General features: G+C 49.2%; 20 protein-coding genes. 10 read left to right on the forward strand and 10 right to left on the reverse strand.

Annotation, left to right across the window (positions count from 1 at the left end; genetic code table 11):
- Positions 1-130: 130 nt before the first annotated feature.
- The 3 genes from Pan161_RS04015 to Pan161_RS04025 all read right to left on the reverse strand — a co-directional run bounded on the left by Pan161_RS04015 (position 131) and on the right by Pan161_RS04025 (position 6,772).
- Positions 131-1,567, reverse strand: a complete 1,437-nt coding sequence (locus Pan161_RS04015; RefSeq protein ID WP_145224301.1) for a DUF1501 domain-containing protein — start codon at positions 1,565-1,567, stop codon at positions 131-133.
- 3 nt (positions 1,568-1,570) lie between these two features.
- Positions 1,571-4,771, reverse strand: a complete 3,201-nt coding sequence (locus Pan161_RS04020) for a DUF1553 domain-containing protein (protein ID WP_232103751.1) — start codon at positions 4,769-4,771, stop codon at positions 1,571-1,573.
- A gap of 132 nt (positions 4,772-4,903) precedes the next feature.
- Complete coding sequence (locus Pan161_RS04025; RefSeq protein ID WP_145224303.1) at positions 4,904-6,772, reverse strand: ArnT family glycosyltransferase; 1,869 nt, start codon at positions 6,770-6,772, stop codon at positions 4,904-4,906.
- Positions 6,773-7,381: 609 nt separating this feature from the next.
- Here Pan161_RS04025 and Pan161_RS04030 point away from each other — a divergent pair.
- Positions 7,382-8,263, forward strand: a complete 882-nt coding sequence (locus tag Pan161_RS04030) for a hypothetical protein (RefSeq protein WP_145224304.1) — start codon at positions 7,382-7,384, stop codon at positions 8,261-8,263.
- Entirely contained in the window at positions 8,260-9,693 is a 1,434-nt protein-coding gene (locus Pan161_RS04035; protein WP_145224305.1) for a hypothetical protein, read from the forward strand. Before Pan161_RS04030 ends, Pan161_RS04035 begins: the two co-directional genes overlap by 4 nt.
- Positions 9,694-9,713: 20 nt before the next feature.
- Here the strand turns inward: Pan161_RS04035 and Pan161_RS04040 are convergent, their stop codons facing one another.
- Both Pan161_RS04040 and Pan161_RS04045 read right to left on the reverse strand, forming a co-directional pair.
- Positions 9,714-10,220 (reverse strand): NUDIX hydrolase, encoded by a 507-nt coding sequence (locus tag Pan161_RS04040; protein WP_145224306.1) that lies wholly within the window; start codon positions 10,218-10,220, stop codon positions 9,714-9,716.
- Between the two features lie 135 nt (positions 10,221-10,355).
- A complete protein-coding gene (locus tag Pan161_RS04045; protein ID WP_197995684.1) occupies positions 10,356-10,700 on the reverse strand; it encodes an FHA domain-containing protein in 345 nt (114 codons plus the stop codon).
- 419 nt (positions 10,701-11,119) lie between these two features.
- On the opposite strand from Pan161_RS04045, the gene Pan161_RS04050 reads away from it, so the two are divergent.
- The 7 genes from Pan161_RS04050 to Pan161_RS04080 all read left to right on the forward strand — a co-directional run bounded on the left by Pan161_RS04050 (position 11,120) and on the right by Pan161_RS04080 (position 17,292).
- Positions 11,120-11,575 (forward strand): hypothetical protein, encoded by a 456-nt coding sequence (locus Pan161_RS04050; RefSeq protein WP_145224308.1) that lies wholly within the window; start codon positions 11,120-11,122, stop codon positions 11,573-11,575.
- Positions 11,576-11,813: 238 nt separating this feature from the next.
- The gene (locus tag Pan161_RS04055; protein WP_145224309.1) at positions 11,814-12,398 is read left to right on the forward strand and encodes a glutathione peroxidase; all 585 of its coding nucleotides are present in this window, start codon (positions 11,814-11,816) and stop codon (positions 12,396-12,398) included.
- Positions 12,399-12,469: 71 nt separating this feature from the next.
- Positions 12,470-13,639 carry an iron-containing alcohol dehydrogenase gene (locus tag Pan161_RS04060; RefSeq protein ID WP_145224310.1) on the forward strand — a complete coding sequence of 390 codons (1,170 nt, stop codon included), beginning with the start codon at positions 12,470-12,472 and terminating at the stop codon, positions 13,637-13,639.
- Between the two features lie 106 nt (positions 13,640-13,745).
- Entirely contained in the window at positions 13,746-15,038 is a 1,293-nt protein-coding gene (locus Pan161_RS04065) for an SGNH/GDSL hydrolase family protein (protein ID WP_145224311.1), read from the forward strand.
- A gap of 50 nt (positions 15,039-15,088) precedes the next feature.
- Positions 15,089-16,012, forward strand: a complete 924-nt coding sequence (locus tag Pan161_RS04070; RefSeq protein WP_145224312.1) for a 1-phosphofructokinase family hexose kinase — start codon at positions 15,089-15,091, stop codon at positions 16,010-16,012.
- Positions 16,012-16,716 carry an ABC transporter ATP-binding protein gene (locus Pan161_RS04075; protein WP_145224313.1) on the forward strand — a complete coding sequence of 235 codons (705 nt, stop codon included), beginning with the start codon at positions 16,012-16,014 and terminating at the stop codon, positions 16,714-16,716. The genes Pan161_RS04070 and Pan161_RS04075 overlap by 1 nt, the downstream gene beginning before the upstream one ends.
- A gap of 210 nt (positions 16,717-16,926) precedes the next feature.
- A complete protein-coding gene (locus tag Pan161_RS04080; RefSeq protein ID WP_145224314.1) occupies positions 16,927-17,292 on the forward strand; it encodes a SpoIIAA family protein in 366 nt (121 codons plus the stop codon).
- Positions 17,293-17,309: 17 nt separating this feature from the next.
- On the opposite strand, the gene Pan161_RS04085 is transcribed toward Pan161_RS04080, so the two are convergent.
- The 4 genes from Pan161_RS04085 to Pan161_RS04100 form a co-directional block, all read right to left on the reverse strand.
- Complete coding sequence (locus Pan161_RS04085; RefSeq protein WP_197995685.1) at positions 17,310-18,800, reverse strand: bifunctional aminoglycoside phosphotransferase/ATP-binding protein; 1,491 nt, start codon at positions 18,798-18,800, stop codon at positions 17,310-17,312.
- A 206-nt stretch (positions 18,801-19,006) separates the two neighbouring features.
- Positions 19,007-19,750, reverse strand: coding sequence for a class I SAM-dependent methyltransferase (locus Pan161_RS04090; protein ID WP_145224316.1), 744 nt, complete (start codon positions 19,748-19,750; stop codon positions 19,007-19,009).
- Positions 19,751-19,799: 49 nt separating this feature from the next.
- A complete protein-coding gene (locus tag Pan161_RS04095; RefSeq protein ID WP_145224317.1) occupies positions 19,800-20,996 on the reverse strand; it encodes a DUF3419 family protein in 1,197 nt (398 codons plus the stop codon).
- Positions 20,997-21,031: 35 nt separating this feature from the next.
- Complete coding sequence (locus tag Pan161_RS04100) at positions 21,032-21,934, reverse strand: UDP-2,3-diacylglucosamine diphosphatase (RefSeq protein WP_145224318.1); 903 nt, start codon at positions 21,932-21,934, stop codon at positions 21,032-21,034.
- Between the two features lie 307 nt (positions 21,935-22,241).
- On the opposite strand from Pan161_RS04100, the gene Pan161_RS04105 reads away from it, so the two are divergent.
- Entirely contained in the window at positions 22,242-23,039 is a 798-nt protein-coding gene (locus tag Pan161_RS04105; protein WP_145224319.1) for an ABC transporter permease, read from the forward strand.
- A 33-nt stretch (positions 23,040-23,072) separates the two neighbouring features.
- On the opposite strand, the gene Pan161_RS04110 is transcribed toward Pan161_RS04105, so the two are convergent.
- Complete coding sequence (locus tag Pan161_RS04110; protein WP_145224320.1) at positions 23,073-24,797, reverse strand: hypothetical protein; 1,725 nt, start codon at positions 24,795-24,797, stop codon at positions 23,073-23,075.
- Between the last annotated feature and the right edge of the window lie 95 nt (positions 24,798-24,892).

Here is a 24,892-nt window from a genome sequence, read left to right on the forward strand (position 1 = left end):
ATAATGGCAGAACCTGTGACAGAAGATAAAGTGGTTGCCAGGCTTTATCCAGTTTTGCTGTAGCGTCTCCAAACCCTATTTGGAACGAGTATAATAGACTGAGAGACGCTATGGTTAAATGTGATGCGTTCTAGCTCAATAATTCCTGTACGACATTTCCATGCACGTCGGTCAGACGGTAGTCACGTCCCTGGAATTTGTAGGTGAGTTTTTTGTGGTCGATGCCCAGGCAGTGCAGGATTGTGGCATTCAGATCGTGTACGGGCAGGGGACTTTCAGTGATGTTATAGCTGAAGTCATCGGTTTGACCGAATGTCATACCCGGTTTCATTCCTCCGCCAGCAGCCCAGACGGTGAAGCAGCGTGGATGATGATCGCGTCCATAATTGGTGGCCGTCAAGGTACCCTGACAATAGACAGTGCGACCAAATTCGCCCGCCCAGACGACGAGAGTGTCATCCAGCATGCCTCGTTGTTTCAGATCCAGAATCAATGCGGCTGTCGCCTGGTCAGTCTCGCCGGTGAGCTGTCCGATTTTTGTGGGGAGGTTAAGGTGATGGTCCCAACCTCGATGATACAACTGAATAAAACGGACGCCTCGCTCTGCCAGACGTCGGGCTAATAGACAGTTGGCGGCATAGGTGCCCGGCTGCTTTGCCTGTTCACCATACAATTCAAACGTCGCGGGAGTCTCCTCTGACAGATCCGCCAGTTCGGGAATGGAAGTCTGCATTCGAAACGCAAGTTCATACTGCGCAATGCGGGTTGCGATCTCGGGATCTCCTTTCTGTTGCAGTGAAAGTCGATTGAGTTCCCCCAGATCATCGAGCATTTCACGGCGGGCCTGTTGATCAATGCCGGGAGGGTTGGAGAGGAAGAGGACCGGGTCGCTGGAACGACGAAACTTGACTCCCTGATGCCGTGTAGGCAGGAAGCCGCTCCCCCACAAGCGGTCATAGAGTGGCTGGCCTCCCGCTCCCGAAGTGAGCGCCACGAAAGTGGGAAGATCTCTGTTTTCGCTTCCCAGTCCGTAAGAGATCCAACTCCCCATACTGGGTCGGCCAGCTTGAATGCTGCCGGTCTGCAGAAAGGTAATCGCGGGATCGTGGTTGATGGCTTCGGTATACATGGATTTAACGACGCAGAGTTCGTCGGCAATTTTTGCAGTATGTGGCAGAAGTTCGCTCATCCACGTTCCGCTGTCGCCGTGTTGGGCGAACTGATACATCGAGGCAGCGATGGGAAAACTTTTCTGGCCGGAGGTCATACCGGTCAGTCGCTGTCCGCGGCGGATGGAATCGGGGAGTTCCGTTTTATGAAACTTCTTGAGACCCGGTTTATAATCAAACAGATCCAGTTGCGAGGGAGCCCCCGATTGACTGAGATAGATAACCCGCTTGGCTCTGGCAGGGAAGTGCAGGCCACCGGTGGGCGTAGACGTTTTTTCTGAGGCTTGCGATTCCTGCAGCAATGAGCTGAGTGCAGCCATTCCGATGCCGGCTGTATTTCTGCGAAGAAAGGCACGGCGATTGAGGGCCAGTGTAATTTCATCTGTGAAGTTCTGCATGAGCTATTCCCGGTTAATCGATTCATCCAGGTTGAGAATCAGACTGGCGACGATGGTACAGGCAGCGAGTTCTGCTGCGTCGTGTTGTTTTTTCTGGCGTGACTCGCCGACAGTCAGGAGTTCCTGCGCCGCCTGGGGATCATTCTCAAAGCGTTTTTGATTGCGTTCCAGGGCGTTTAGCAAAACAGGAATTTCCCGTTCATTCGCCTCGCGGGCAAGGACAATCCGCATAGCATATTGGATACGTGAAGCAGCAGAGAGTTCACGTTGTTCAAGCATGCGTTCGGCCAGTTTGCGAGCGGCTTCGACATAGGTGACATCATTCAACAGAGCCAGCGCCTGCAGAGGTGTATTGGTTCGCGGACGTTTGACAATACAGGTTTCACGCGAGGGGGCATCAAATGTGGCCATCGCCGGAGGGGGAACAGTCCGTTTCCAGAATGTATACATGCTGCGACGGTACAATTTTCTGCCAGTATCCGGTTGATACTGTTGACTGGCAATTTCTTTCCAGACGCCTGCAGGCTGATATGGTTTTACAGAAGGGCCACCAATTTCCGCATTCAACAGACCGGATGTAAACAAAGCCTGATCTCGAATCAGTTCTGCAGGCAGCCTGAGCCGGGCAGCACGAGCCAGCAACTGGTTTTCCGGGTCAATCTGTTGTTTTTCCGCTGATACATGTGATGACTGCTGATAGGTGGCGGATGTGACAATCAACTGTTGCAGGTATTTGACATCCCAGCCGGAGCGAATGAATTCCGTCGCCAGCCAGTCAAGCAGTTCGGGGTGAGTAGGCCATGATCCCTGTGAACCGAAATCCTCGGTTGTTTTCACCAGGCCATTTCCAAAGTACATCTGCCAGTAACGATTGACAATCACTCGCGCGGTTAACGGGTTTTGTGGATCCACGAGCCAGCGGGCCAGACCCAGCCGATTGCGTGGTTGATGATCGGATAATGCCCCCAGGCTGGCAGGGATGTTGGCGGAAACCTGTTCGCCCGGCTTATCGTATTCCCCCCGCATCAGCACAAACGTTGGTTGAGACTGCTTTCGATCCTGCATGACCATGCTGGTAGGTAGGCTGCGGAAATACGACTCGCGTTCTTCTTTGAGAGTCTGCAGATTCAGAAAAGCGGTGCGATAGGTAGCAGGCGAATGAAAAGCCAGAAAATAACGTTGTATCTTCAGAAGCTCAGCGGCAGAACGATCGGCAACGGGAATCTGCAGCAGTTGCTGTACCGGTTCCCGGACGAGATTCAACGTCACCCATTCCTGTGAATGGCGCGTCCGATAAATTCTCAGGTCGTCCAGCAGTCCCTGGAAAAAGCTATGATCGTGTTCCCCACCAAATTGAAGGGGAGAAGGAAAAGAAAATCCCCCCGTGAGAATATTCATCTGAACTTCGAGATCCCAGGAGATCCCGTTGACATACAGTTGAAAGTCTTTAGCCTGAGAATTGCCGGCGTAGGTCAATACGATTTGCGACCAGCTGTTCTGATTCAGCTTCCTGGTCGACCGCAGTCGAATCGCATCATCCAGCCAACGGGGGCCCATATTGAATTTCAGGTGCCCTTTTTCCAGAGCAATCTGAAATCCACTTTCTTCCTGAGCGGGTGTCAGCGATGCCAGCAGTGTGCCAGAGAGTTGACCTGGCTGTACCCAGAACACCAGTGAGAAAGGATCTTTATCACTGAGAACCGGCTTCTGTTTTGTTCCAAACTGCTGCTGCCCATTGAGTGAGAGAGCCTGGCCTTCGATTCCTGGTTTAAATTTCGGTGGTTTTGAATCTGTGGACTGTTCTTCGCTGATCAGATCGCTGGAAGCATTTGTCTTCTCGGCATAAAAGTCCTGCGCCTGTTTGCCAATGACCTGAAGTTTGATCTCGCCATCAAAGGGGATGTGATAAGCCAGATGCTTTTCTGGAAACGACAATTTGAGATCAGCTGCCGACCGGTGCTGTTCCCATGAGTTCTGGAGCTGTTTCAGTTCCGACTTTGCAGCTTTTAAGATTTGCTCCCGCTGTTGAATTTCCTGATCCAGACGGGTTAGTTTCTGTTGCTGAGATTGTGTTGGTGCTTTGACAAACGGAACTGCATTGCCGTATTTGATGGCGCGACCACGCTCGGGAATATTATTGAAAAAAGCGATCAGCTGGTAGAATTCTTTCTGCGAAATCGGATCATATTTATGTTCATGACAGCGGGCACAGCCGACCGTGAGGCCCAGCCAGACCGTTCCGGTTGTCTCCACCCGGTCGACCGCGTACTCCAGCAGGTATTCTTCAAAGATGATACCACCTTCGGAATTCGAACGATGATTGCGATTGAAACCGGTAGCGACTTTCTGATTGAGGGTCGGTTCGGGGAGTAAATCACCGGCCAGTTGTTCAATCGTGAATTCATCAAAGGGCTTGTTGCTGTTGAAAGCGTCGATCACCCATTCACGCCACCGCCACATATGTCGTTCGCCATCTGTCTGATAACCACTGGTATCTGCAAAGCGGGCAGCGTCCAGCCATTCCATCGCCATGCGTTCGCCATAATGCGGAGATTTCAGCAGACGCTGCACCAGAGATTGATAAGCAGTCGGAGAGTGATCCTGAAAAAATGCGTCCTGTTCGGCGAGCGTCGGAGGCAAACCAGTCAGGTCAAGATTCAGACGACGGAGCAAAGTAGAACGATCTGCCCGGGGAGCAGGTGAGAGACCTTCCTGCTCCAGACGTGCCAAAACGAATGCATCGATCGGGTTTTGCACCCAGTCTGTCTGTTTGACAGCAGGAACCTTTGATCTAATCGGCGGAATGAAAGCCCAGTGTTTCTGCCAGCGCGCCCCCTCGTTGATCCACTGTTGAATGGTGGCAATCTGAACTTTAGTAATCTGCTTTTCCGACGAGGTCGGAGGCATACGCAGATCGGGATCTTGAGAAATCAGCCGCGAAAGCAGTTCACTCTCAACCGCTTTGCCGGGAACCACAACACCTGTCTCATCAGTGGTTCCCAGTAAACCATTCTGTTGATCAAGTCGCAGGTCGGCCTTACGTTGTGAAGAATCGGGACCATGACATTGAAAGCAGAGGTCAGAGAGAATGGGTCGCACATCACGATTGAAATCGATTTCCCTGGCTGGCAGCGAGCTTGCTGACGGCGTCAGTAAGAGCAGCATACCAGTCCAGAAAACCAGGCTCCGCATTCGCAGCTTCATCACAGCAGTCTCCGTGTCGATACTTCTGAGAAAAGATGACCACATTCTACCGTTTCAAGCTGATATTGTAGCATGCGCTATCAGCCATCGCCACACCTGAAGCAGGGTTGGAGTTCTGAAATCTGCTGCCGCTCAATTGGACTGATTTTCTGGCTTCTGCATTATCTGTAAAACATCAATTGCGTGCTGCAACGCTTCGCGAGCCTGAGGAGTTGTAAGGTCAAACAGGTAAATTGAATAACCGGCCTGCGCCACGGGTCTGATGCTTCGAAAACCGGAGAACGGATCTTTTGCCTGTGTGTACAATCCCTGCAGATAATTAGCAGACAGGGCCAGATAGTTCCATTCATCCAGGATCTCAGGCAGTTTCTGTCGCATATCGAGGGCTGAAACCCCATAGCCTTGAGGGCTCCCGGTTCCAAAATAATACAGGAGGCAACGGTCTCGGTCTTCTGGCGGCAGCTTATCCAGAAGTGCTTTGAGAGAGGGCAGATCCTGTCCCCAGTCCAGATTTGAATCGAGTAGATAGAATCTCCCGGCAGCGGGTCCGCCGATACTGTCATTGAAGTAGGACAGGTAATTCGGTCGTACAGAAGTAATCGAGATGATCTGGAAACAGATACAAACGGAGCCCAAAGCGTAGAGCAACCAGGCACGAAACTGAAACCAGCGCCAGATCTGATCGATCGTGGACAGAAACAGGAGCGGATAAAGTGTAAGCAGGTATCGTTGCCCCAGATTCAGACGACTGGTCAATGTCATACCGAGTAGCATTCCACCTGCCAGCAACCAGACCAGGGGAGCATGGCTGGTCGGTTCACGCGTCTCTCCCTGTCTGTTTGGAATCTGATCTTCCGGCGGTATGGCCGCAGGACGATGTCGGACTGATTTCCAGGTATCAAACAGCAGATAGCAGCCTAAGCAGAATGCGAATAGTGTGAGCAGTAATTCGACAGGAGTACTTTTCAGGCTCCAGGCGACAGGAAAGTAATACCACCAACCCTGCTCAGAAACCGCGCCCATCAGATAGGCATCATGACCTTCCGCATTATGCAGGAACTGAAACAGGACACCGGCAAAAGGAGCAGGACGTTTCAATGTTTTGTGCGAGACTTCCATAATCTGCTGAGCAACCGGGCCACGTCCCAACACACGTACCCAGGCAGAGTAGTCGGGGGTTTCCTCGTAAGACACGGTCTTTAAGGGGCCCGAAAAGCTGAATAGATGAAAGGCCCAGGTCATAGAAATCAACAGGATCAGGAACAGGGTAAACCCCCAGACAACCTGCTTCAATAGAAGCCAGACAGTTTCCCTGGTCATTGACACCTGACGTGATAAGCCAATCATCGTCATCACCAGCAGCGTACAGGGCAGAAGAAAAATGCCTGAGTATTTGGTGGAAATCGCCAGCGAAACCGCCAGTGACAGCCAGCAGAGATTTCGCGCTGTCGGAATTTTCCAGTAGCGGGTCAATGTGATTAAGGCAATCAATGCGGTCAGTGTGAAACAGGCATCGGTGGTCGCCAGCGAAAAGTGCGCGATCATCGTAGGTGAAAAGGTGACTAAAGCTGCCCCCAGGAATCCAGCGGCATAACCCCGCCGCAGAAAGAGCCAGCAGTAAATCAGCAGCATCGTCGGAAAACCAACCAGGAGTGAGTTCAGGAATCGGGCACGTTTGATCAACGGGGGATCGGTGACTTCTCCCTGCCAGATATCGCGGCGGGGTTCACCACCTGCCCGCCAGGCGACAGGCAGATAATTGAGCAGGACCGGCACAGGAGCCACTCCCGCGCCACTGATCCGTTCATCCAATGATCCCTGATGAACCGTGGCTAAAGCGGTCCCTAAGAAATAGGTTTCATCGTACGTCGGGCTTTTTGAAGATTGAAAAGCCATCGTCTGTTTAAAAATCAATGCTGCAAATAACAGGGGCGTCCCCCAGACCAGAAACTGCCTGCCTGTCGTTTTGCGATCTTTTTCATTGCTGACTTGAGTACGCACAAATACAATCTCAGTAACTGGAAATATTTCAGTAACCAATGCAGGTATCAAATCGCTGTTCTACGGATTTATCTCTGATAATAATTTCACGAAGTAAAATAGTGTAGCATGTCAGACAAAACTCGTCCTCAGATATTTAATGTCTTTCTGAAATTCGAAGTCGATGAGGAAATCCATGAAGCAGAAGCCCAACTTTACTACAATTTTCTTAGACTGACACACGCAAATATGCTATCACCCATGGAGATTCGAATTCAATATAAAACAAATATGCATCGATTCTTGCGGTCCTGGTTCTCACTTTCCTGCGGAGGATCCATCGATGTTTCGTACCAGAACATTAAATGGATTGATGACGAAGAGGGTCAATCCTAGCTGCGTTTCATCTCCGTCGTGACTTCTGAGCTGACCATCTTCATTAAACCAGTGATTGAAGCAGATCAGGTAACTTTCCATGACTGGCTGCACCGCGTCGAAAAACGCCTGCTAACATGATGTAAGCAACTCACTTCCGCTTCTTGACATTCGTCGACCTGAGCCATAGACTCGGGATTTGCTTTTCAACCTCCCTGCCAATACCGGTAAAGTACTTGCTCTTGAGACTGCTGCATGTCCCGTCTGGTGCGTTTGATCCTGATTCTGCTGCTATTGATATCGGTTCCCGGCATGGCTTATGTCTGGTTGATGCCGGTGGAATATTTTCAGACCTGGATGATTGAACGGGCTAACCCGGATCAATATTCTCAGTTTGCGGCCCATGAACAGGGCCAGGCAATGACAGTACTTCTGCGAATTCTGTTTCCCCTGTTAGTGATCTTGACGACCGCGGGATTTATTTTTTACCACCGAGTTGTCGCCCTTGCCGATCATAGCTGGCAAACCTTGAAACAGTTAACCTCACTGCAGCAACCCGGGCGAACCTACCTGTTTCGGGTTCTGTTAATCAGCTGGTTCATCCTGGGTCTTGTCCATTTTGCTGGGGGTGTCAGCCAACGGATCGAAGACTGGCCGTGGTACCACTTCCGTCCCGGCAGCGATATGATGGCTAACATCAGCGATTCCAACCGGGATGTCATCCGTTTTGCCAAACAGGCAACCGAAGAAGATGCCCGCATTCTTGTATTGAGCGACCAGAAACTGTTTTTCCTGTCTTATTATCTGCTGCCGCGAAAACTGTTTCATCCTCTGCATCCTGAAAGTGAATTTGTCATCCCGAAAGAATTTCAGCAACGACAGTTGAAAGCGTATCGACTCTCCGAACTGGACACGGATTATCTGAACAAGATCGCTCCGGATTACATTCTGGAATACTATGAGGGAGGCGATTATCTGGAGAAAGAGCGTCTGATGGAGGACCCCCATTGGTTAGCGTTCATGCAAAGTCAATATGGTCCCGATTATGAACCATCTTTTAATGTCCGTTTGAGAAAATTTCAGAAACCGGAACCGCAGTTCAACGCTGCCCCGCAGAAACAGGAGGCGACTCCTTGACTGACCTGTTGCTGATTCTGCTGTCTGTAGCAGGGATCTGGGGCGTGGGGCTTGCTGTGGCTCAGCTGCTGCTCAGCCCCGTCCTGCGGTCGACTCAAACACGAACCTCCCTGACGGAACTGTTGGGGCTGGGTCTTGTGTTCGGCTTTGGCGTTACAGCGTTCTTTTATTTTCTGTGGGGCTGGATCGGTTTCGGTTACTCCACAGAATTGGCCGGTTCCTGGATGACTCTGGGGCTGCTCCTGGGTGCAGGAATTCTGCTCATGCACTTCCGTGCCTTGCGAAAGGATTCTAGCGAATTCGAAGCCTCCGCTGCTGACGAAGATTTCAAAAAACTATGCCTGGCAATTCTATTATTTCTAGGATTGACCACGGTAATTCAGTCACTGATGACTCCGCAACGCTTCTGGGATGAACGTGCCATTTTCGGTCTCAAATCGATTGTCCTGTTTCAGGAAAGATCACTGCAGAACGAGGCGTTGCTGCATCCTGATTTTGTGCAATACCACCCGAAATACCCGTTATTGATCCCATTAAATGAAACACACTTCTATCTACTGTTGGGAGAAGTCAATGACCGCTGGTCAAAGATCATGTTTCCGCTGCTGTACCTGGGAATGATTCTCTGTTTTCAAGGTGTTTTGCAGCGAACCTCTCGACAGTCCGCACGTGCCTGGCTGTTTACCTTGATGCTCGCAACCATTCCTTCCATGGTACCCTGGAAATATGGATTTATTTCAGGTCAAGGCGATGGTCCCGTCGCCTGCTTTCATACGGTGACTCTGCTGTATCTCTGGAGCTTTCTAACAGAACTCAGAAGATCAGAATCCGACACTGCAGTGCTCAAAATCCTGCCTCTGATCGCGGGACTGGCAGCCGGGATGACGATCTTTACCAAAGACGAAGGGATTGCTTTTTTTCTGATCGACCTGATTGCATTCACTATGGTCAGCCTGTTGTACTTCCGTGGCAGGCTGCTGTCCATGTCGCTTGCTGCGGGCAAATTCGGTTTGACAACGCTAATCATAATCGCGCCCTGGCTGATTTATCGCAGGCATCTGCCTGCGACTACCGAGATGACATATTTCAGCAGAATGCAGATCACGAATCTGACTGAGGGAGTCACAGCGCTGCAGTGGGCAGTCACACATCTTTTGAAATGCATGTTCCTTGAGGCGTGGAGATGGGGACTTCAATGGTGGGTGTTAAGCATTTCTCTCTTTGCATTTCCTGTCAGAGCACTCAAACCTCAGCAGTTATTTCTGCTGCTTAACCTGGCGGGAGCTCTATCGGCTTTAATCATCGCAGGCATGATTGCACCGACACCGGTCCAGGAACACATTGGCGGTTCCAGTCTGCGATTCCTGTTACAGATATCGGGAGGGGCGATGTTGTTTATCGCCGGTCAATGGATTGAAGAACCCGAGTAAACAGAGCAATCCCGCTTACGTCAATCGGAACAGTTCTCACGATACCAGCGATAAAGCTGGCGAAAAGGAGGCGTGAACTGGTTTTCATCTTCTGACAGCATGTGGTCAATCTGCGAGAGCCCAAAAAACTCGCCACGTTCAATTTCGTGCGGATCAAAGGTAAAAGGCCCATCCCAATATGTTCGAAAGAGTACGGTATGTTCATAGGCGTTGTCGGGAGTTCCCGGGAATTTCCTGAGCCGTTCCAGTGGCGTATCGATGCCAATCTCTTCCCGCATTTCCCGCTGGGCCGATTCGAGATAGTCCTCCCCGGCACTCAGGTGTCCGGAAGCAGATGAGGTATAGCAGTGGGGGTACTCATCTTTTGTAGCAGAGCGAAACTGGAGCAGTAACGCTCCACTGGAATTGAACACGAAGACATTCGCGGCCCGATGCAGCAGCTTGCGTGCATGGACTACAGAGCGGGGGAGTTGCTCAAGAACCCGATCCTGCTCGTCGACGACATCAAATATTTCCTCGGAGGGCATGTGAACCTGGTTTCCAGAAGAGATTCGGGGATTGACTGGGACGAACCATACCACAAGCATGCGATCATGGGAGCGCACACGCTCGTCAGAGAGAGAGAGTATCTAATCAGTATCAGCCAAAGCAAAATAACAGGGCTAAATTGAATTCTCGGAGAAGTAGCTTTCTTCGAAACTTTCCTGCCCTTCGCCGTCATAATAGCTGACAACGTAATTAGCCATGCCAATGGTCAGAATATCGCCTGGGTAAAGTGGGGCTTCGTGAATGATTGCCGAATTCACAATCGTACCATTCGTGGACTCAAGATCTTTGACCCGAACCGCGTTATTGTGGAATGTCAACTCGCATTGATGTCTGCTGAGCATGGGATCCAGGATCCGTAATTCGCAGCTGTTGCTTCTTCCCAGTACGACTGGTAGTTCTTCTGTACCAATCTCAATGTCCGGCAAATCAGGATGATCGCTGATAAGATGAACTTTCATAGGGTGAGCCTTTAAAGTAATGGGCAGAATCAGAACCATTGTGACGATTCATCCAGTTCTGCCGTTGGGCGGGTCAAATTGGGGTAGGGTCAAATGGGGACAGTACAGGTACTACAAAACAAATATTTATTTTACATCCGTGAGTACTTATGGGTAATTCTACATACAAGATTCTTTGTATGCAATGGGAAACAGTAAAAAGATAGTAAAATCTGAATTTCCCTCAGAATACGGTCAATCGAAGATTCCGCTACCAGTGTGGAATCTGGGAGTTCAAACCAATTTCTGTCGGGATGTAACTGTTTTCAAGGAATTCAGAACGAAATCAAACAGCATCGATGGTAAAATTCTATCGGGCCAATTGTTATTGAAATCACGTACTGACAATCATTCATGATCAGGAAAGGTCATTATCTACAATGGGGAACTTTGTAGGTTCATTTATCCTGCTGCAGGATACTGTCGATCAGAAAACGCACTGGTTGGCCCACTGGAATTACGAACGTCAGGAATTCATGCTGCCGGGTGATAAGAAACGACCTTATGAAACGTTTCAGCATTGCCTGATTTCCGAGCTGGAGAAGACGTTCGAACTAGTTCCGTTTGAGGATTTTATCCTTTCACAGGAACCACTGACACACCTGGCTTTCAGTGAAAAGTCGACGTTAAGTGATTCATCTGGACATTATATCGTCGAGTTATTTGATTTTCAGGAACTCAACTCAACTGCCCGGAAATCGCTGGAAAACGATCTGCGAAACCGCTGGATTAACGAGCAGGAAATCGAAATCGGTTCTACCATGGATGGCTTCCCGGTCTCGGAACTGTTTCGTTTACTCTACCACAAAGCGAATCTTGCCAGACGCCTCTCCTGATCTTGCCAGGTTACCTGCCTCTCCTCTCCCCAACTTCACTTGGACTTCCCTACTCGAAACGCTTTCAGACAATTGATTCTCTTGTGAACTAATAGTATTATTTTTAATTGAGATCTGACTATAATACTGTATATGGTCGAGGGATCGTTATGTTCTCGCAAGATGCGATTGAAAGCACTGTTCGTTTTACTTATTTCGGGCCGAGCATTTTGCCGGAGCCTCAACCTTGGAGAGATCAATGAGAAACCTCAAATCGCTGACTATGCTGGCAGGTATGCTGGCTTTAACCTGTTCCATGAGCCTTGCCGGGCAAGCCAATAAAAAATCAGTCCCCCCCGTATTGAATCGCACTGTCAAGACACTGGAAGGGAAAGAGGTCGACCTGAGTAAGTACAAAGACAAAGTACTGCTGATCGTGAATACTGCCAGTAAATGTGGTGCAACTCCTCAATACAAAGACCTGCAGGCCCTCCATGAAAAATATAAAGACCAGGGACTGGTCGTTCTCGGCTTTCCCTGCAATCAGTTTGGCGGCCAGGAACCTGGAACTGCTGTGCAGATTTCAGAATTCTGCAGCAAGAACTACGGCGTCACTTTCGACATGTTCAGCAAGATTGATGTAAAAGGCGAAAATGCCGACGCACTTTATCAGTATCTGACCTCAAAAAATACGAACCCCAAAACAGCTGGTCCTGTCAAATGGAACTTTGAAAAGTTTCTGATCAGCCGCGATGGTGAAATTGCAGCACGTTTCAAAACCCGTGATAATCCGCAGTCGGAAGAAGTTACTACAGCGATTGAAACAGAACTGAAAAAGAAATAATCAAACTCTGATCTCACCATGAGGGGATGCATCCGATGGGAATGCATCCCTTTTTTTATCAAGTGATCGCTATGAATTACAATTTTTTCGCGCCACAACAAATTTGCTTTGGCTGGGGACGCTTTCAGGAAACAGGAGATCTGGCGGCTTCTCTGGGAACACGAGCTTTTATCATTAATGGTTCACGTTCACTGGAGTCGTCAGGAGTTATCGAAGAATTACGTCAACTGCTGTCCCGTGCCAGTATCAAAAGTGAATTCATTCGCACTATTTCCAACGAACCCGAAGTATCGGACGTGGACCAGACGACCAATCTTCTCAGGCACTGGGGAGCCGGTGCAGGGGACTTTCTAATTGGGATCGGCGGTGGTTCAGGCATCGATCTGGCCAAAGCAGCCTCTGCCATGATCACAAACCAGGAAAGTGATACTGTTCTGGACTATCTGGAGGGAGTGGGGCGGGGCCTGAAATTGACCGAATCGCCTCTGCCTCTCCTGGCAATTCCCACCACCGCGGGAACAGGGAGTGAAGCGACAAAAAATGCCGTCATTTCCAGCTATGCACCTCCCTTTAAAAAAAGTCTGCGTGCCGAGGAGATGATACCTGATATTGTACTCTGTGACCCTCAACTTGCCTGTTCGGTTCCTCCGGAAATCACAGCCCGAACCGGGATGGACGCCATTACCCAGTTGCTGGAAAGTTATATCTCCTGCCGTGCACAACCGATCCCACAGGCACTTTGTCTGCAGGGGCTCAAACTGGCGATCCCGGCATTACCCGAGGCAGTAGAGAACGGCAATTCCCGCAGGGGGCGCGAAGCAATGGCTCATGCCGCGTTACTCTCAGGGATCGCTCTGGCCAACTCCGGACTGGGGATGGCCCATGGAGTGGCTCCTGCATTAGGCATCCATTGTAAGATATCACACGGTCTGGCTTGTGCGATGATGCTGCCCGCTACTTTACAAGCAAATTTATCAGTCCGACAACAGGAATACGGAGAGATCTACCGGTTCCTTTATCCAGACCAGACTCTTTCTGTAGAACAGGCCGCAGAATCCCTGATCACCGAGATTCAGCAACTGAATGACCGAATTCATATTCCACGCCGTCTTTCAGAGGTTGGTGTCTCCCAGGCGCAAATCCCCGATCTGGTGGCCAGTTCGCGGGGAAACAGTATGAGTGGAAATCCCCGTCAAATCCCTGACGGGGAACTGACACAAATCCTGGAATCTCTGCTGTAAAACCTGAGATTTCCAGCTTCGCTCAGATGATGCAGGCTCATTCCAATCTGGTCCAGAATTCGCTAGAATATTTGCTTACTGTTCGCACTCACGGAGAAGAGTTTTTATGAAGACGATGTCGATAAATCTGATCGTACTCATCCTGCTGATAATGTTTCCGATGTATACCGTTCAGGCAGCCCCTCCTGAATATCATACGGTAAAAGCGAAACTGCTCAAACCACGACAGGGAATTGGCAACACGGTTGAGAAACTGAATTCGGGAGCAGAAGTTCGCGTAGCCTATCTGGGTGGATCAATCACCGCCGCGAATGGCTGGAGAGTCAAAACAACCAAATGGCTGCAGTCAGAATTTCCCAACGCGAAGATTCATGAAATCCATGCTGCCATAGGTGGTACCGGCAGCGATCTGGGAGCTTTTCGCCTCGAGCATGATGTGCTGCAGCATCACCCCGATCTGGTGTTCATTGAATTCGCCGTGAATGATGGAGGTCGTCAGCCTGAAGCGATCTGGGAATCGATGGACGGCATCGTTCGGCAGATCTGGAAATCCAATCCACAGACAGATATCTGTTTTGTGTATACATTTCGGGTGAATTATGAAAAGGAGCTGCGCAAAGGAGATAACCCACGCGCCGCTTCTGCCATGGAACTGCTGGCCAACTATTATGGAATTCCTTCAATCAATGTGGCTTTAAAAATTGCGGAACTCGAACAGCAGGGCAAACTCAAATTTACATCCGAAACCCCAGTCTCAGCAGGCGTCGTCCTGTTTTCCAATGATGGTGTGCATCCTCTTGATCAGGGACATGACATCTACACAGAAGTGATCGCAGATGCGATCAAACAGATGGAAAGCACTTCACAACCCCTCGATCACAGTTCCAAACTCAAACAACCTTTTGTTACGGGACACTGGTCTGATGCCAAAATGATTCCCCTGGAGCCATCCATGCTCAGCGGTAACTGGAAGAAACTACCGGCAGATAATATTCTGCAGAAACGATTTGGGGGACGGATGGGACAAATCTGGGAAGCAGATACTCCCGGCAGCAAGCTTACATTTCGTTTTCGTGGTTCACAGGCAGCCCTGTATGATTTACTCGGCCCGGATGGCGGACAGGTCCAGATCACCGTGGATGGCAAACCACATGAGAAACTCACTCCCCGTTTTGACAGTTATTGTACCTACCATCGTATCGCAACTTTGAGACTGGCAGAGGGCCTGAATCCAGAGCAGATCCATACTGTGACGGTCGAAATCGATGCCGAACAACCTGATCGGAATCCGGTTGCATTTCGCCTTAAAAACCCCGAAGAGGAATTAAAAGCCGCCAAATACCAGGGAACCAGAATACGAGTTGGTAAAATCATGCTACGCGGCGAACTGGTCCCCTGACAGGTCGATTTACCACTTAAGTTCCTTATCTCAGAAGAAAGTAATTTGTCATGATCATCGCAGCCGGTTTGAGTCCGGCCTGGCAGCAGATCCTGGAAGTGAACTCCCTTGAGATCGGAGAAGTCAACCGGTGCCAGTCAGCTCACTGGTCAGCCTCCGGAAAAGTGATTAATGTGGCGATCGCTGTCCGGCATCTGGATATTCCCTGCGAAACGATTTTTTCGGCTGGAGGATACACCCGGGATTTGATCGAAGCAGACCTGATGCGTCTTCAGGTTCCCTGTCGTATTCTGGATCAACAGAACCCGACACGAATTTGTACGACGGTATTGGATCGTTCGACGGGACAGACGACCGAACTGGTGGAAAATGCAACCGCGGTTTCAGCAGCAGAAGTGTCTATGTTTGCTACTGAATACTGCCAGCACGCCTCTTCTGCGGATGTCGTTGTACTAACCGGATCATTACCGGCAGGTGCTTCTGCATCCCTGTATCATGATTTGCTGGCAGAGACAGACTGCCCGGTAATTCTCGATGCACGGGGACCAGAGCTGGAAGCGGCATTAACTCAATGCCCTTTTCTGGTAAAACCCAACCTGGAAGAACTGGAGCAGACATTGGCTTACTCCCTTTCCAGCACCGATCAGATGATTAAAGGGATGCAGGAAATCAATCAAAGAGGGGCGACCTGGGTTGTGACCTCACAAGGGAAAGATGCCTTATGGGCGACCTCGGAACAACAGGTTTATCGCTTCACTCCCGCGACAGCGAAAGTTGTGAACCCCATCGGTTGTGGAGACAGTCTGGCAGCAGGCATCGCCTGTGGAATTCACGATGGTCGCAGTGTTCCAGATGCCATTCGCTGGGGGATGGCAGCGGCAGCCGATAATTTGACCCAACTATTACCCGCACGTTTGTCCAAAACCAGTGTGCAAGCATTTTTCGATCAGATCGAAATGGAGCAGCTTGTCTGATGGCAGACACACAAACTTCTGCTCAATGCCTGCTGGAAGCACGTCAGATCGGACGACAGATTTCAGACGGTCACTGGTTGATTCGAAATCTGTCACTGAGTGTTTACCCGGGCGACCGGATTGCCATATCAGGCCCGACGGGATCGGGAAAATCCGTTTTTCTGCGGTCACTGGCGATGCTGGATGAGATCCAGGAAGGGAGTATCCTGTTTCATGATGAGCCCATCAGAGATAAACAGCTACCCGAATATCGCAGTCGAGTTGTCTATCTTCAACAGCGACCGGTTTTAATCGAAGGGACAGTAGAATCGAATCTGCAGTTTGCCTTTCAGTTTCAGGTCAATCAGCACAAAGACCATAATCCGGATTCCGTTCGGAACTTTCTGGAATCCTTCGGCAGACCAGAGTCATTTCTCAAAAAAAAGTCGTCATCGCTGTCTGGTGGAGAAGGACAAATTGTGGCATTGTTACGTGCCCTGATTCTGTCTCCCCAGGTTTTACTGCTGGATGAACCAACTTCCGGACTGGATCCGGAAACCACCCAGCAGTTTGAATCGATCATTCTACAATGGATCAAATCTTCAGAAGTATGCCCGGCGTTTGTCTGGATTACACACGATCGAAGTCAGGCTCAGAGGCTGGCTGATAAAGTCATGATATTTCCTGCAGGCGAGGTGTCGAACAATGTCAATTCAGAATCCTGAGATCTCATATTTTCTGAATGAAGATCTGCTTATAATTTGTGAATCTGATTGGAAACGAACCTATTATCAATTTTGCTCAAATTCTGACCGCCTTATAATAGACTCTAACAGTTCTTTCAGATCAGAATCGGATCTGAAAGTTCCTGGATTAAAATAAGACCGGAATGATTCCTGTTAGATAATCTCTCACAATGTATTAGGAGACAATCGATGCCAATTGAAATTCTACACCACGCGGATCAAAACTACGTGGAATTAAAACTGTCTGGTAAACTGGTCAAAGAAGACTATCACAATTTCACCCCCAGTATTGAAACATTAATTCAACAGCATGGTGCCTTACACATGCTGGTTGTTCTGGAAGATTTCCATGGATGGACCATGGGCGCGCTCTGGGAAGATACTAAATTTGATATCAAACACTTCAAAGACATCGCACGTCTGGCGATTGTTGGCGACAGTAAATGGGAAGAAGGAATGGCCACATTCTGTAAACCATTTACTAAGGCAAAAATCAAATATTTCAATATCACCGATCTGGATGCTGCAAAAACCTGGATCGCAGAATCTGCCTGACATTATTGAAAATCAACTCACGGCTGTGAGTGATCACCTGCGTCTTGCAGGAGTTGAACCAGAAATTCAGTCGTCCATTCCTGATCTACGGGGATGGCGACTGACTGTTTTAGTTCGTTCTCACCCAAAGGATCTAATTCGTCCAGTTGCAGTTGGAGAACTTCTGTTGTCGCGTCAGAGGGATCATTCCCATTTTTTTCTCGCTGCCTGATCCGGGATTCCAGCTGTGCTCGACTTGCCGAAAAGACCACCAGCTGAAACGGTATTTCCAGTTTTTCTGACAAGTCGTAAAATAAAATTCGCTGCCAGAATTTAAGCGATGTGGCGTCGACAATCACGTTCCAGCCCGATTCCAGGATCAGTTGCGCCAGAGCGACCAACCTTTCATAAACAAGTCGCGTTGTCTCTGCAGAATACAGATCGCTGTCCGGAATCTGCCGTTCGTTCTGCAGTCGTTTGCGTTCGATATCAGAACGAATTCGAATCGCTGACATGCCTTCCAACAGAAGTTCGCTGCCATAGGACTTGCCACTACCAGAAACTCCATGGGTCAGCAGCAGTCTGGGTTTCGGATTCATGACATAGTCTTTCGCGAGTTCCAGATACGACTGGAATTCCTCGCGTACCTCCTTAGCCACTAAATCCGATAGTTCCGGCTGACTCAATCTGATCGCAGCAACTTTCGCACGAACCATCGCCCGGTAAGATAGATAAAAACGCAAGAGTGGAATGCCGGCATAATCTCCCGTCAGTTCCAGATAACGATTCAGAAACTGCATGGCGAAGTCGGCTCGCCCCCGATCTTCCAGATCCATGACGACAAAGGCAACTTCGCTCAAGACATCAACCCAGCGTAAACCCGCATTGAATTCCAGGCAGTCAAAGAGGGTCACTCCCCGCTCACTTAGAATCATATTTCCCAAATGCATATCGCCATGACATTCACGGATATACCCACGCACCTTGCGTTCCTGGAACAGTGGATAATATTTCTGAAAACAGTGTTCATTTTCAGCACGGATCAAATCCAGCAGTTTCTGTACTGTGTCTTCTGTTGAGAATAACTCATTGACATGTCGAAAATTTTCTTCCACCGGGGCGAACACTTTTTCAGGCGTCCCCCATTCCAGATCTGCACCGGCAATGGCAATCTTCGCATGGAATTCGGCAACCTCTTCCGCCAGTTGATTGATATGGTCCGCCGTTAAACGGTTTTCTTTGATGGCATCGCTCAACAGACGGTCTTGTGGAAACTGCATCATCTGGACGGCAAAATCGATAATCTCTCCGTTCCCATTGAACTCAGGCTTATCTTCAGAACCAGTAATCGGGATCACTTCCCTGTAGAGATCGGGTGCCAGGCGTCGATTCAGACGGATTTCTTCGTGACAATATTTTTCCCGCAGTTCCAATGTGGAAAAATCAACAAAGCCCAGGTCGACCGGTTTTTTCAGCTTATAAGCATAAGGACCAGTCAGCAGCACCCAGGAAATATGGGTTTCCAGCATTTGAAATGATTCCACTGGATGATCATATAACGATTTATTCTGAAGTGCCTCGATCAACATCCTGCTTCTCTCCGATAACACACTGATCCATTTACCAATTCCTGATTTATCAATCATAACAGATTGGGACAGAGGACTAGAAGTCTGTAAGCGGAGCGAATGTGGGAATTGAATTTTGGGAAAGAACCAGACTGCTCAGGAATTGCTTAAAGCGGTTTTTTCACAATCAGTGTATAAAACGGAACTTTGAGAAGAGGCATAAATGGGAGACTTCCCTGCGATTCGTTGAGAGAAATCAATTCAAAGCGATCCAGCAGATAGGGGAGGTGATCTGAATTCAGAAAGACATTGTCACTCGCAAACCAGACAGGCCAGAAATTTCGTTGAAACCAGCCATGCGACTTCAAGTTGTCCTGCGGGAATTTCCTGGCGACATAGAAATCAACAATCCCCAGCATTCCTCCTGGTCGTAGGAGATCCCAGGCATGGTTCAGTGCCTGAAACCAGTCGGGAATCATGGTGAGTGAGTAGGAAAAGGTCACCAGATCCACGTGAGTTTCAGGAGGCGTAAAGGTGGTCGCATCATGACAAACTGCTGTCACATTCGACCAGCCTCGATCTGATATTCGTTGAGAACAGACATCCAGCAGAGGCTGACAGAGATCAACGAGATAAGCACGTTGAAACTGATGAATTCGTTGGCCCCATAATTCTGCATTTTCGCCAGTTCCTGTCCCCAGATCGACCCAGACCCCTGCTTCGGGTACAGGCATGCTTTCAAACAATTCACTGCGACCATGTAATAGTCGTTTACGGAACTGATCGTAACCGGCTGCCTGTCCCTGATAGAACGAATTCAGTCTCTCGGCGTGAGTCTGACCATCAATACGCGAGGCCAACAGTTGCCACACGGTTTTGACATCGTTCAGCCGCGCACTCAAATAGCTCATAATTAGCTCTCTCCCTGAAAGCCATCCTGTTCATTACTGTTTGAGACTGTCAGATCAACAAATCTGCAATATAGAAACTGCCATAGGTATTCACCCGGTCCTGCTCATGCAGTTCAGTTGCGAGCTGATTCTGGTATTGTAATAGCTCACCGACTTCCCGTTGTTGTCCATGATGCTGGACTTGAATGGGGTCAACAAAGTCCACTTGTATTCCCGCACTCCGCCAGAGGATCCTGCTCTCTGGTGCCGCTTTGTCGAGAATCGCCTGCCATTCGCTTTGTAATAATTGAGGTTGTGCGCCTGCCATCCAGTCCATGTGATCCAACAGTATAAAACGGGAGATGGTTCCGGGATGCTGCCGTAGAAAGCCTTCCACCGTATTAGTAGTCACGGTGAGTCGATCTATCAGCCCCGCTTTGAGGCGTGCAAAATTATGCGGCTTAAGATATTCGGGACAGCACTCATGGTCATAGCTGCCTGTCAGATAGACACGCCAGAAATAGTTGTCCTGCAGCGAGCGACTGGTAAAAACAGTTTCGATGCGATCGATAACAAACTGAACAATCCCGCCGGCATAACATTGATCGATCTGCGTACGTTGCGGGCGGGGTACTCCCAGCATGGACAAAGTCAGGTCTCGCCGCATCCACCATTTGATCATTCTGGTCCAGAGCAGTTCATTAATATTACGAGACTGATAAATTGAACTCTGTTCTGAAACGTCGCGAGCCGCCAGTAGCGAATTGATATCATCACGAATTTTAGCGATGCGGTCGATGTAACAGTTTACAAACCAGGCAAACAACCCGGAGGAACCGCGAAAATAGAAACTGGACCGTTTTCCCTCACCGGAAAAAAACTTCCCATGTCGGTCCCAGTATTTCTGCGCGGTCAGTGATAAGTCTGCTCGCAATTTTTGAGCGTACAACGTCTGCCAGTCTTTCGAGAATCCACGACCAAACAGATCAAAAAATGCTTCATAATCCAGGTTACGAATCGCTGCCAGCTTCAATTCCAGAAGTGCATTCTGCTTAGGATTCACATCCACGGCATGCACCTGGCGAGGTTTGTCCAACAGATAATCTAACGCATTACAGCCAGCGGAAGTGATTACCAGAACTTCGTCATCGGGCCCCAGTTCCAGTGCCGCGCGATCGAGTCGAGGATCTTCCCAGCAGGTATTATAAACCAGATTGCCCTGATGCACGAATTGAAAACCTTTACTGCTGATTCGTTCAGAAATCATAAACTTACTCCGGTTAACATATAAAAAAGAACTGATCAGCGGCGGATCAGTTTAAGAGGATGACATTTTTTCCAGAAACGGCTGACAAGCCCCGGCACCTCAGCTTCAACAAAAGTCTTTGAATTGATTCTCTCCGGACGTGCTTGAGGAACAGACTTCTGGACAGGAGCAATTTCCTGATCGAAAAAAACGATTTCCAGTTCGCCGTCACTGTATTCAATCAAAGCGCTGCAGTGTTCCACCCAGTCACCTGTATTACAGTAGTTAATCCCGTCGATATCGAGAATATTGGGGGCATGAATATGACCGCAGATGATTCCCTCACACCGTTTCAGTCGGGCATGATCGGCCAGCTTCCTCTCATAATCGCTGATAAACCGCATCAGGTGCTTCACCTGAGATTTCACAGCAGAGGAGAGGGCAAATTTTGTCTGGCCCTGACGATTGAACAGACGGTTGAACAAAGTATTAGAGGTCAGTAACACGTCATAAGCAAATGAAGCCAGCACCGATAGCCATTGCGCACCCGTTTCAAACTTATCGAACTGATCGCCGTGGATAATCAGAAAGCGCCGTCCATCTGCTGTCAGATGGACGAATTCATCAGAGAGTGATACGAAACCAAACCGCTTGCCGAAATCACGTAAAAAGTTATCATGATTTCCAGGAGTATAAAATACTTCAGTCCCTTTACGACTGAGTTCTTCAACCCGGTCAAAGATCTGATTATAAATTTCAGGCCAGCGCCATTTTTTGCGCAACTTCCAGCCATCAATCAGATCGCCTACCAGATAGAGAGATTCAGGCTGGTGGGAATTCAGAAATTTCAGAAATTCATCTGCTCTCGAATGCATACATCCCAGATGCACATCGCTGACAAAAATCGTTCGAATCGTACGAGATACTGTTGCAGCGGGCTGGTTCTGGGACACGATCATATCATCCTCCTTAATGACATTACTCCGCGATCTCGGCGGTTCGCTTCCTGACTGTCACAGTTCTGACTGTGTTCTTTTTTGATTTGTTCCTCGTTCATTGTTGCGGCGGATCTTATCAAGCTTTTATTGGCTGATGATGAATGCGAAGTTAAGGTCTTGAGAATTCACACTTCTCTTAAATTGCTGGTCAATGCAGATTGTGTTAAGGTTTCCGCATCAATTGATGAAGCAGGATCGGTCACCATTTCAGAGAATCCCAGACTGAACTAGCCAATCCATCCGAAAGTAAGCTGATCAGGAAGTCGACATGTATGACTTAACCCCACTGAATATTTTTCTGGCAACACTGCTGGTGATGATCAATGGGATCATTTCTTTCTGGTTGAGCCTGAATCTGGAAAAGCGTCTGTTCCTGGCTTCGATTCGCACCGTGATTCAACTCCTGCTGATTGGCATGATTCTGGAATGGATTTTCGAGTTATCGTGGTGGCCCGTTATTCTGTTGCTGATGTTCAGCATGACACTTATTGCCAGCCTGACCGCAGTGCAACGTTCGCAAAGACGCTTTCCGGGCATCTGGCTTAACAGCACTATCGCTGTCTTTGTCAGCTCCTGGCTGGTGAGTGGATTTGCATTAACAGTCGTAATCCCTCCGCACAGCTGGTCAAACAATCCGGCTCAGTATCTGATCCCACTCCTGGGAATGATCCTGGGGAACACTTTAAACGGAATCTCGCTGGGCCTGGACCGGCTGAGTGAAGAGCTCGTGATGCGCAGAGGAGAAGTGGAACTCCGACTCTCTCTGGGAGCCACTCGCAATGAGGCTGCCAGAGAAGCACTGCAGAATGCCGTAAGATCAGGCATGACTCCCATCATTAATTCGATGATGGTCGTCGGGCTGGTTTCATTGCCCGGTCTGATGACAGGACAGATCCTCGCAGGAGCCAGTCCGTTGGAATCAGTGAAGTATCAGATCGTGATCATGTTTCTGATCGCATCGGGAACCGCATTAGGAACCGTGATCTCAGTACTGTTGGGGTATCGACGTCTGTTTAATTCCAGACATCAGTTTCTGTTCGAACGGATCACACGCGTCGAAAAATAATCCGGTAAACGACCAGAAGAAACACGATCGTGTTTAAGAGAAATGCAGCTTGTCGAACAGTTGTCGGAGCGTCTGTTCCGGATAGAGCACGAACGAGATCTCACGACTTTGAATCACTGCATTGGCCTGCATCTGTTGACGAACCAGTTCCAGGTCACCATTAATTTTTTCACGCAGAGGCAGAGTCAGTTCAGACAGTTCAGCATCAACTTCCCGTAGTTCACGAAATCGCAAACGATTCAGTCGACGGCGTTCGGCCTGAGCAAGCGACACACTGTGTTGTTCGGCTGTACGCTGAGCCTGAATCAAAGCCTGCTTTCGCTCAACTAATGAGGCCGCCTCTACCTGCTGTTCCGTTGTCAAATGCCGATCAGAATTGAAGTCCAGATCCCGCAAGATCCGCTGCAGACAGGTCTCATCGCAGTGCTGGACATCAAACGGCTGGCAGAAGGGCAGAAAACGAGTGGCTGACAAAGTCAGGTAGCGAGGCGGAGTCAGATGAAAGAAGCGTGTAAAAATCCGATCTGTCATCTCATCATATTTAGCACCACCAATGCCATGCACAAACAGGTCCCCCAGAAATAACCGCGCAAACAGGGTTGTCGTCAATGCACGGGTCCGCAGGCGAATTCCCTGCTCAGGCAACTGTTTGAGAACTTCGATCGCTGCCGACAAATCACAGTCTTCCTTCATCGGAAGTGCGGCAATAATATCAGTTCCATTTGAGAGTCGAATCTGCTCCTGATCACGTTTGACGAACAGCTGATGACGACGTGTCTCTCCGGTCTTCCAGATCCAGAACGGCGATTCAATCCAGCCATCTGATTCCGACAATTCCGGGACGGGATGTGTTTTACTCCGCACTCGATTGACTTGACGGTACTCACTGAGAACTTCGTTATGTGTCATCCGAAAAGCCCGGGCATTTTTAAAGAGATGACAGGCAAACCATAAAAACGGTCCGGTCTGACACATGCGGCTGATAGGGAGTTCCAGATTTTCGATTCCCCACATCTGCTCCTGCGCATGACGTGCTGCTGCCAGACAATCTGCCAACCGGTCAGATTTCTGCATGTGATCTATTGCTGCAGGCCAGATATTCCGAAGCAGGGGAGCGGGAAGTTCAGGCCAGGACTTGAGCGCCGCATCGACTCGAACTGGAAATGTGCGAAACAACTCTTCATTTTGAATTGTTGTCTCTTCCCATGGTTTCTTCTGGATTGATTCATCAAAGGAAACATCAGAGAAATACGGGTTGGCTCGTGTCCCTTGAGGTACTTTAATAGCAGTTGAACTGACCAGATCGTTATCGACGATCAGATTCAAACTCAAACCTGCCATCTGTTGTGCCGCTTTTCCGATCAACAGATTCTTTATCCAGACACCGGGATGATACAGAGCCGGCTGGTGACCTGTAATAAACAAAAATTGCTGATCAAGATCGCGGGGCAGGTCAACTGGAGAGCCAGTCAGCTCGGACGTGTACCGGGCCGCCTCTTCCAGAACAGCCCGTCGTGCCCAGGCCCGTAGACTGGAAATGATCTTTCCACTGCGGTCTCGGGAGCAGCCATGAAACATATCCCGGTTTGCTTCTGCATCACCTACGATCTGAGTCAGATCAGGGCGGGCAAACACAACATCATCATATCGTGGAACCCGCAGATCCTGTCTCACCCATTCTGGTTCCGGGACTGACTTCGTACCGGAATCAAATCGGGAATCAGGATTCTGACAGGGAAATGGAGTCACTGAAGACATTTCAATGCTTTAATGGAGTGCTGAATTTGATCTAGTTCATATCATGTCTGGCACACGACCAGATCTTTCAAGGAGAGAAGCGCTCACTCGAAATT

Source organism: Gimesia algae, from assembly GCF_007746795.1.
Classification (GTDB): Bacteria; Planctomycetota; Planctomycetia; order Planctomycetales; family Planctomycetaceae; genus Gimesia; species Gimesia algae.

What these genes read in the sequence shown, in the direction of transcription:
- Pan161_RS04015 (WP_145224301.1), bottom strand. Translation starts at nt 1,567, where the DNA reads ATGCAGAACTTCACAGATGAAATTACACTGGCCCTCAATCGCCGTGCC.
- Pan161_RS04020 (WP_232103751.1), bottom strand. Translation starts at nt 4,771, where the DNA reads ATGAAGCTGCGAATGCGGAGCCTGGTTTTCTGGACTGGTATGCTGCTC.
- Pan161_RS04030 (WP_145224304.1), top strand. Translation starts at nt 7,382, where the DNA reads ATGTCCCGTCTGGTGCGTTTGATCCTGATTCTGCTGCTATTGATATCG.
- Pan161_RS04040 (WP_145224306.1), bottom strand. Translation starts at nt 10,220, where the DNA reads ATGCCCTCCGAGGAAATATTTGATGTCGTCGACGAGCAGGATCGGGTT.
- Pan161_RS04045 (WP_197995684.1), bottom strand. Translation starts at nt 10,700, where the DNA reads ATGAAAGTTCATCTTATCAGCGATCATCCTGATTTGCCGGACATTGAG.
- Pan161_RS04050 (WP_145224308.1), top strand. Translation starts at nt 11,120, where the DNA reads ATGGGGAACTTTGTAGGTTCATTTATCCTGCTGCAGGATACTGTCGAT.
- Pan161_RS04055 (WP_145224309.1), top strand. Translation starts at nt 11,814, where the DNA reads ATGAGAAACCTCAAATCGCTGACTATGCTGGCAGGTATGCTGGCTTTA.
- Pan161_RS04060 (WP_145224310.1), top strand. Translation starts at nt 12,470, where the DNA reads ATGAATTACAATTTTTTCGCGCCACAACAAATTTGCTTTGGCTGGGGA.
- Pan161_RS04065 (WP_145224311.1), top strand. Translation starts at nt 13,746, where the DNA reads ATGAAGACGATGTCGATAAATCTGATCGTACTCATCCTGCTGATAATG.
- Pan161_RS04070 (WP_145224312.1), top strand. Translation starts at nt 15,089, where the DNA reads ATGATCATCGCAGCCGGTTTGAGTCCGGCCTGGCAGCAGATCCTGGAA.
- Pan161_RS04075 (WP_145224313.1), top strand. Translation starts at nt 16,012, where the DNA reads ATGGCAGACACACAAACTTCTGCTCAATGCCTGCTGGAAGCACGTCAG.
- Pan161_RS04080 (WP_145224314.1), top strand. Translation starts at nt 16,927, where the DNA reads ATGCCAATTGAAATTCTACACCACGCGGATCAAAACTACGTGGAATTA.
- Pan161_RS04085 (WP_197995685.1), bottom strand. Translation starts at nt 18,800, where the DNA reads ATGCTGGAAACCCATATTTCCTGGGTGCTGCTGACTGGTCCTTATGCT.
- Pan161_RS04090 (WP_145224316.1), bottom strand. Translation starts at nt 19,750, where the DNA reads ATGAGCTATTTGAGTGCGCGGCTGAACGATGTCAAAACCGTGTGGCAA.
- Pan161_RS04095 (WP_145224317.1), bottom strand. Translation starts at nt 20,996, where the DNA reads ATGATTTCTGAACGAATCAGCAGTAAAGGTTTTCAATTCGTGCATCAG.
- Pan161_RS04100 (WP_145224318.1), bottom strand. Translation starts at nt 21,934, where the DNA reads ATGATCGTGTCCCAGAACCAGCCCGCTGCAACAGTATCTCGTACGATT.
- Pan161_RS04105 (WP_145224319.1), top strand. Translation starts at nt 22,242, where the DNA reads ATGTATGACTTAACCCCACTGAATATTTTTCTGGCAACACTGCTGGTG.
- Pan161_RS04110 (WP_145224320.1), bottom strand. Translation starts at nt 24,797, where the DNA reads ATGTCTTCAGTGACTCCATTTCCCTGTCAGAATCCTGATTCCCGATTT.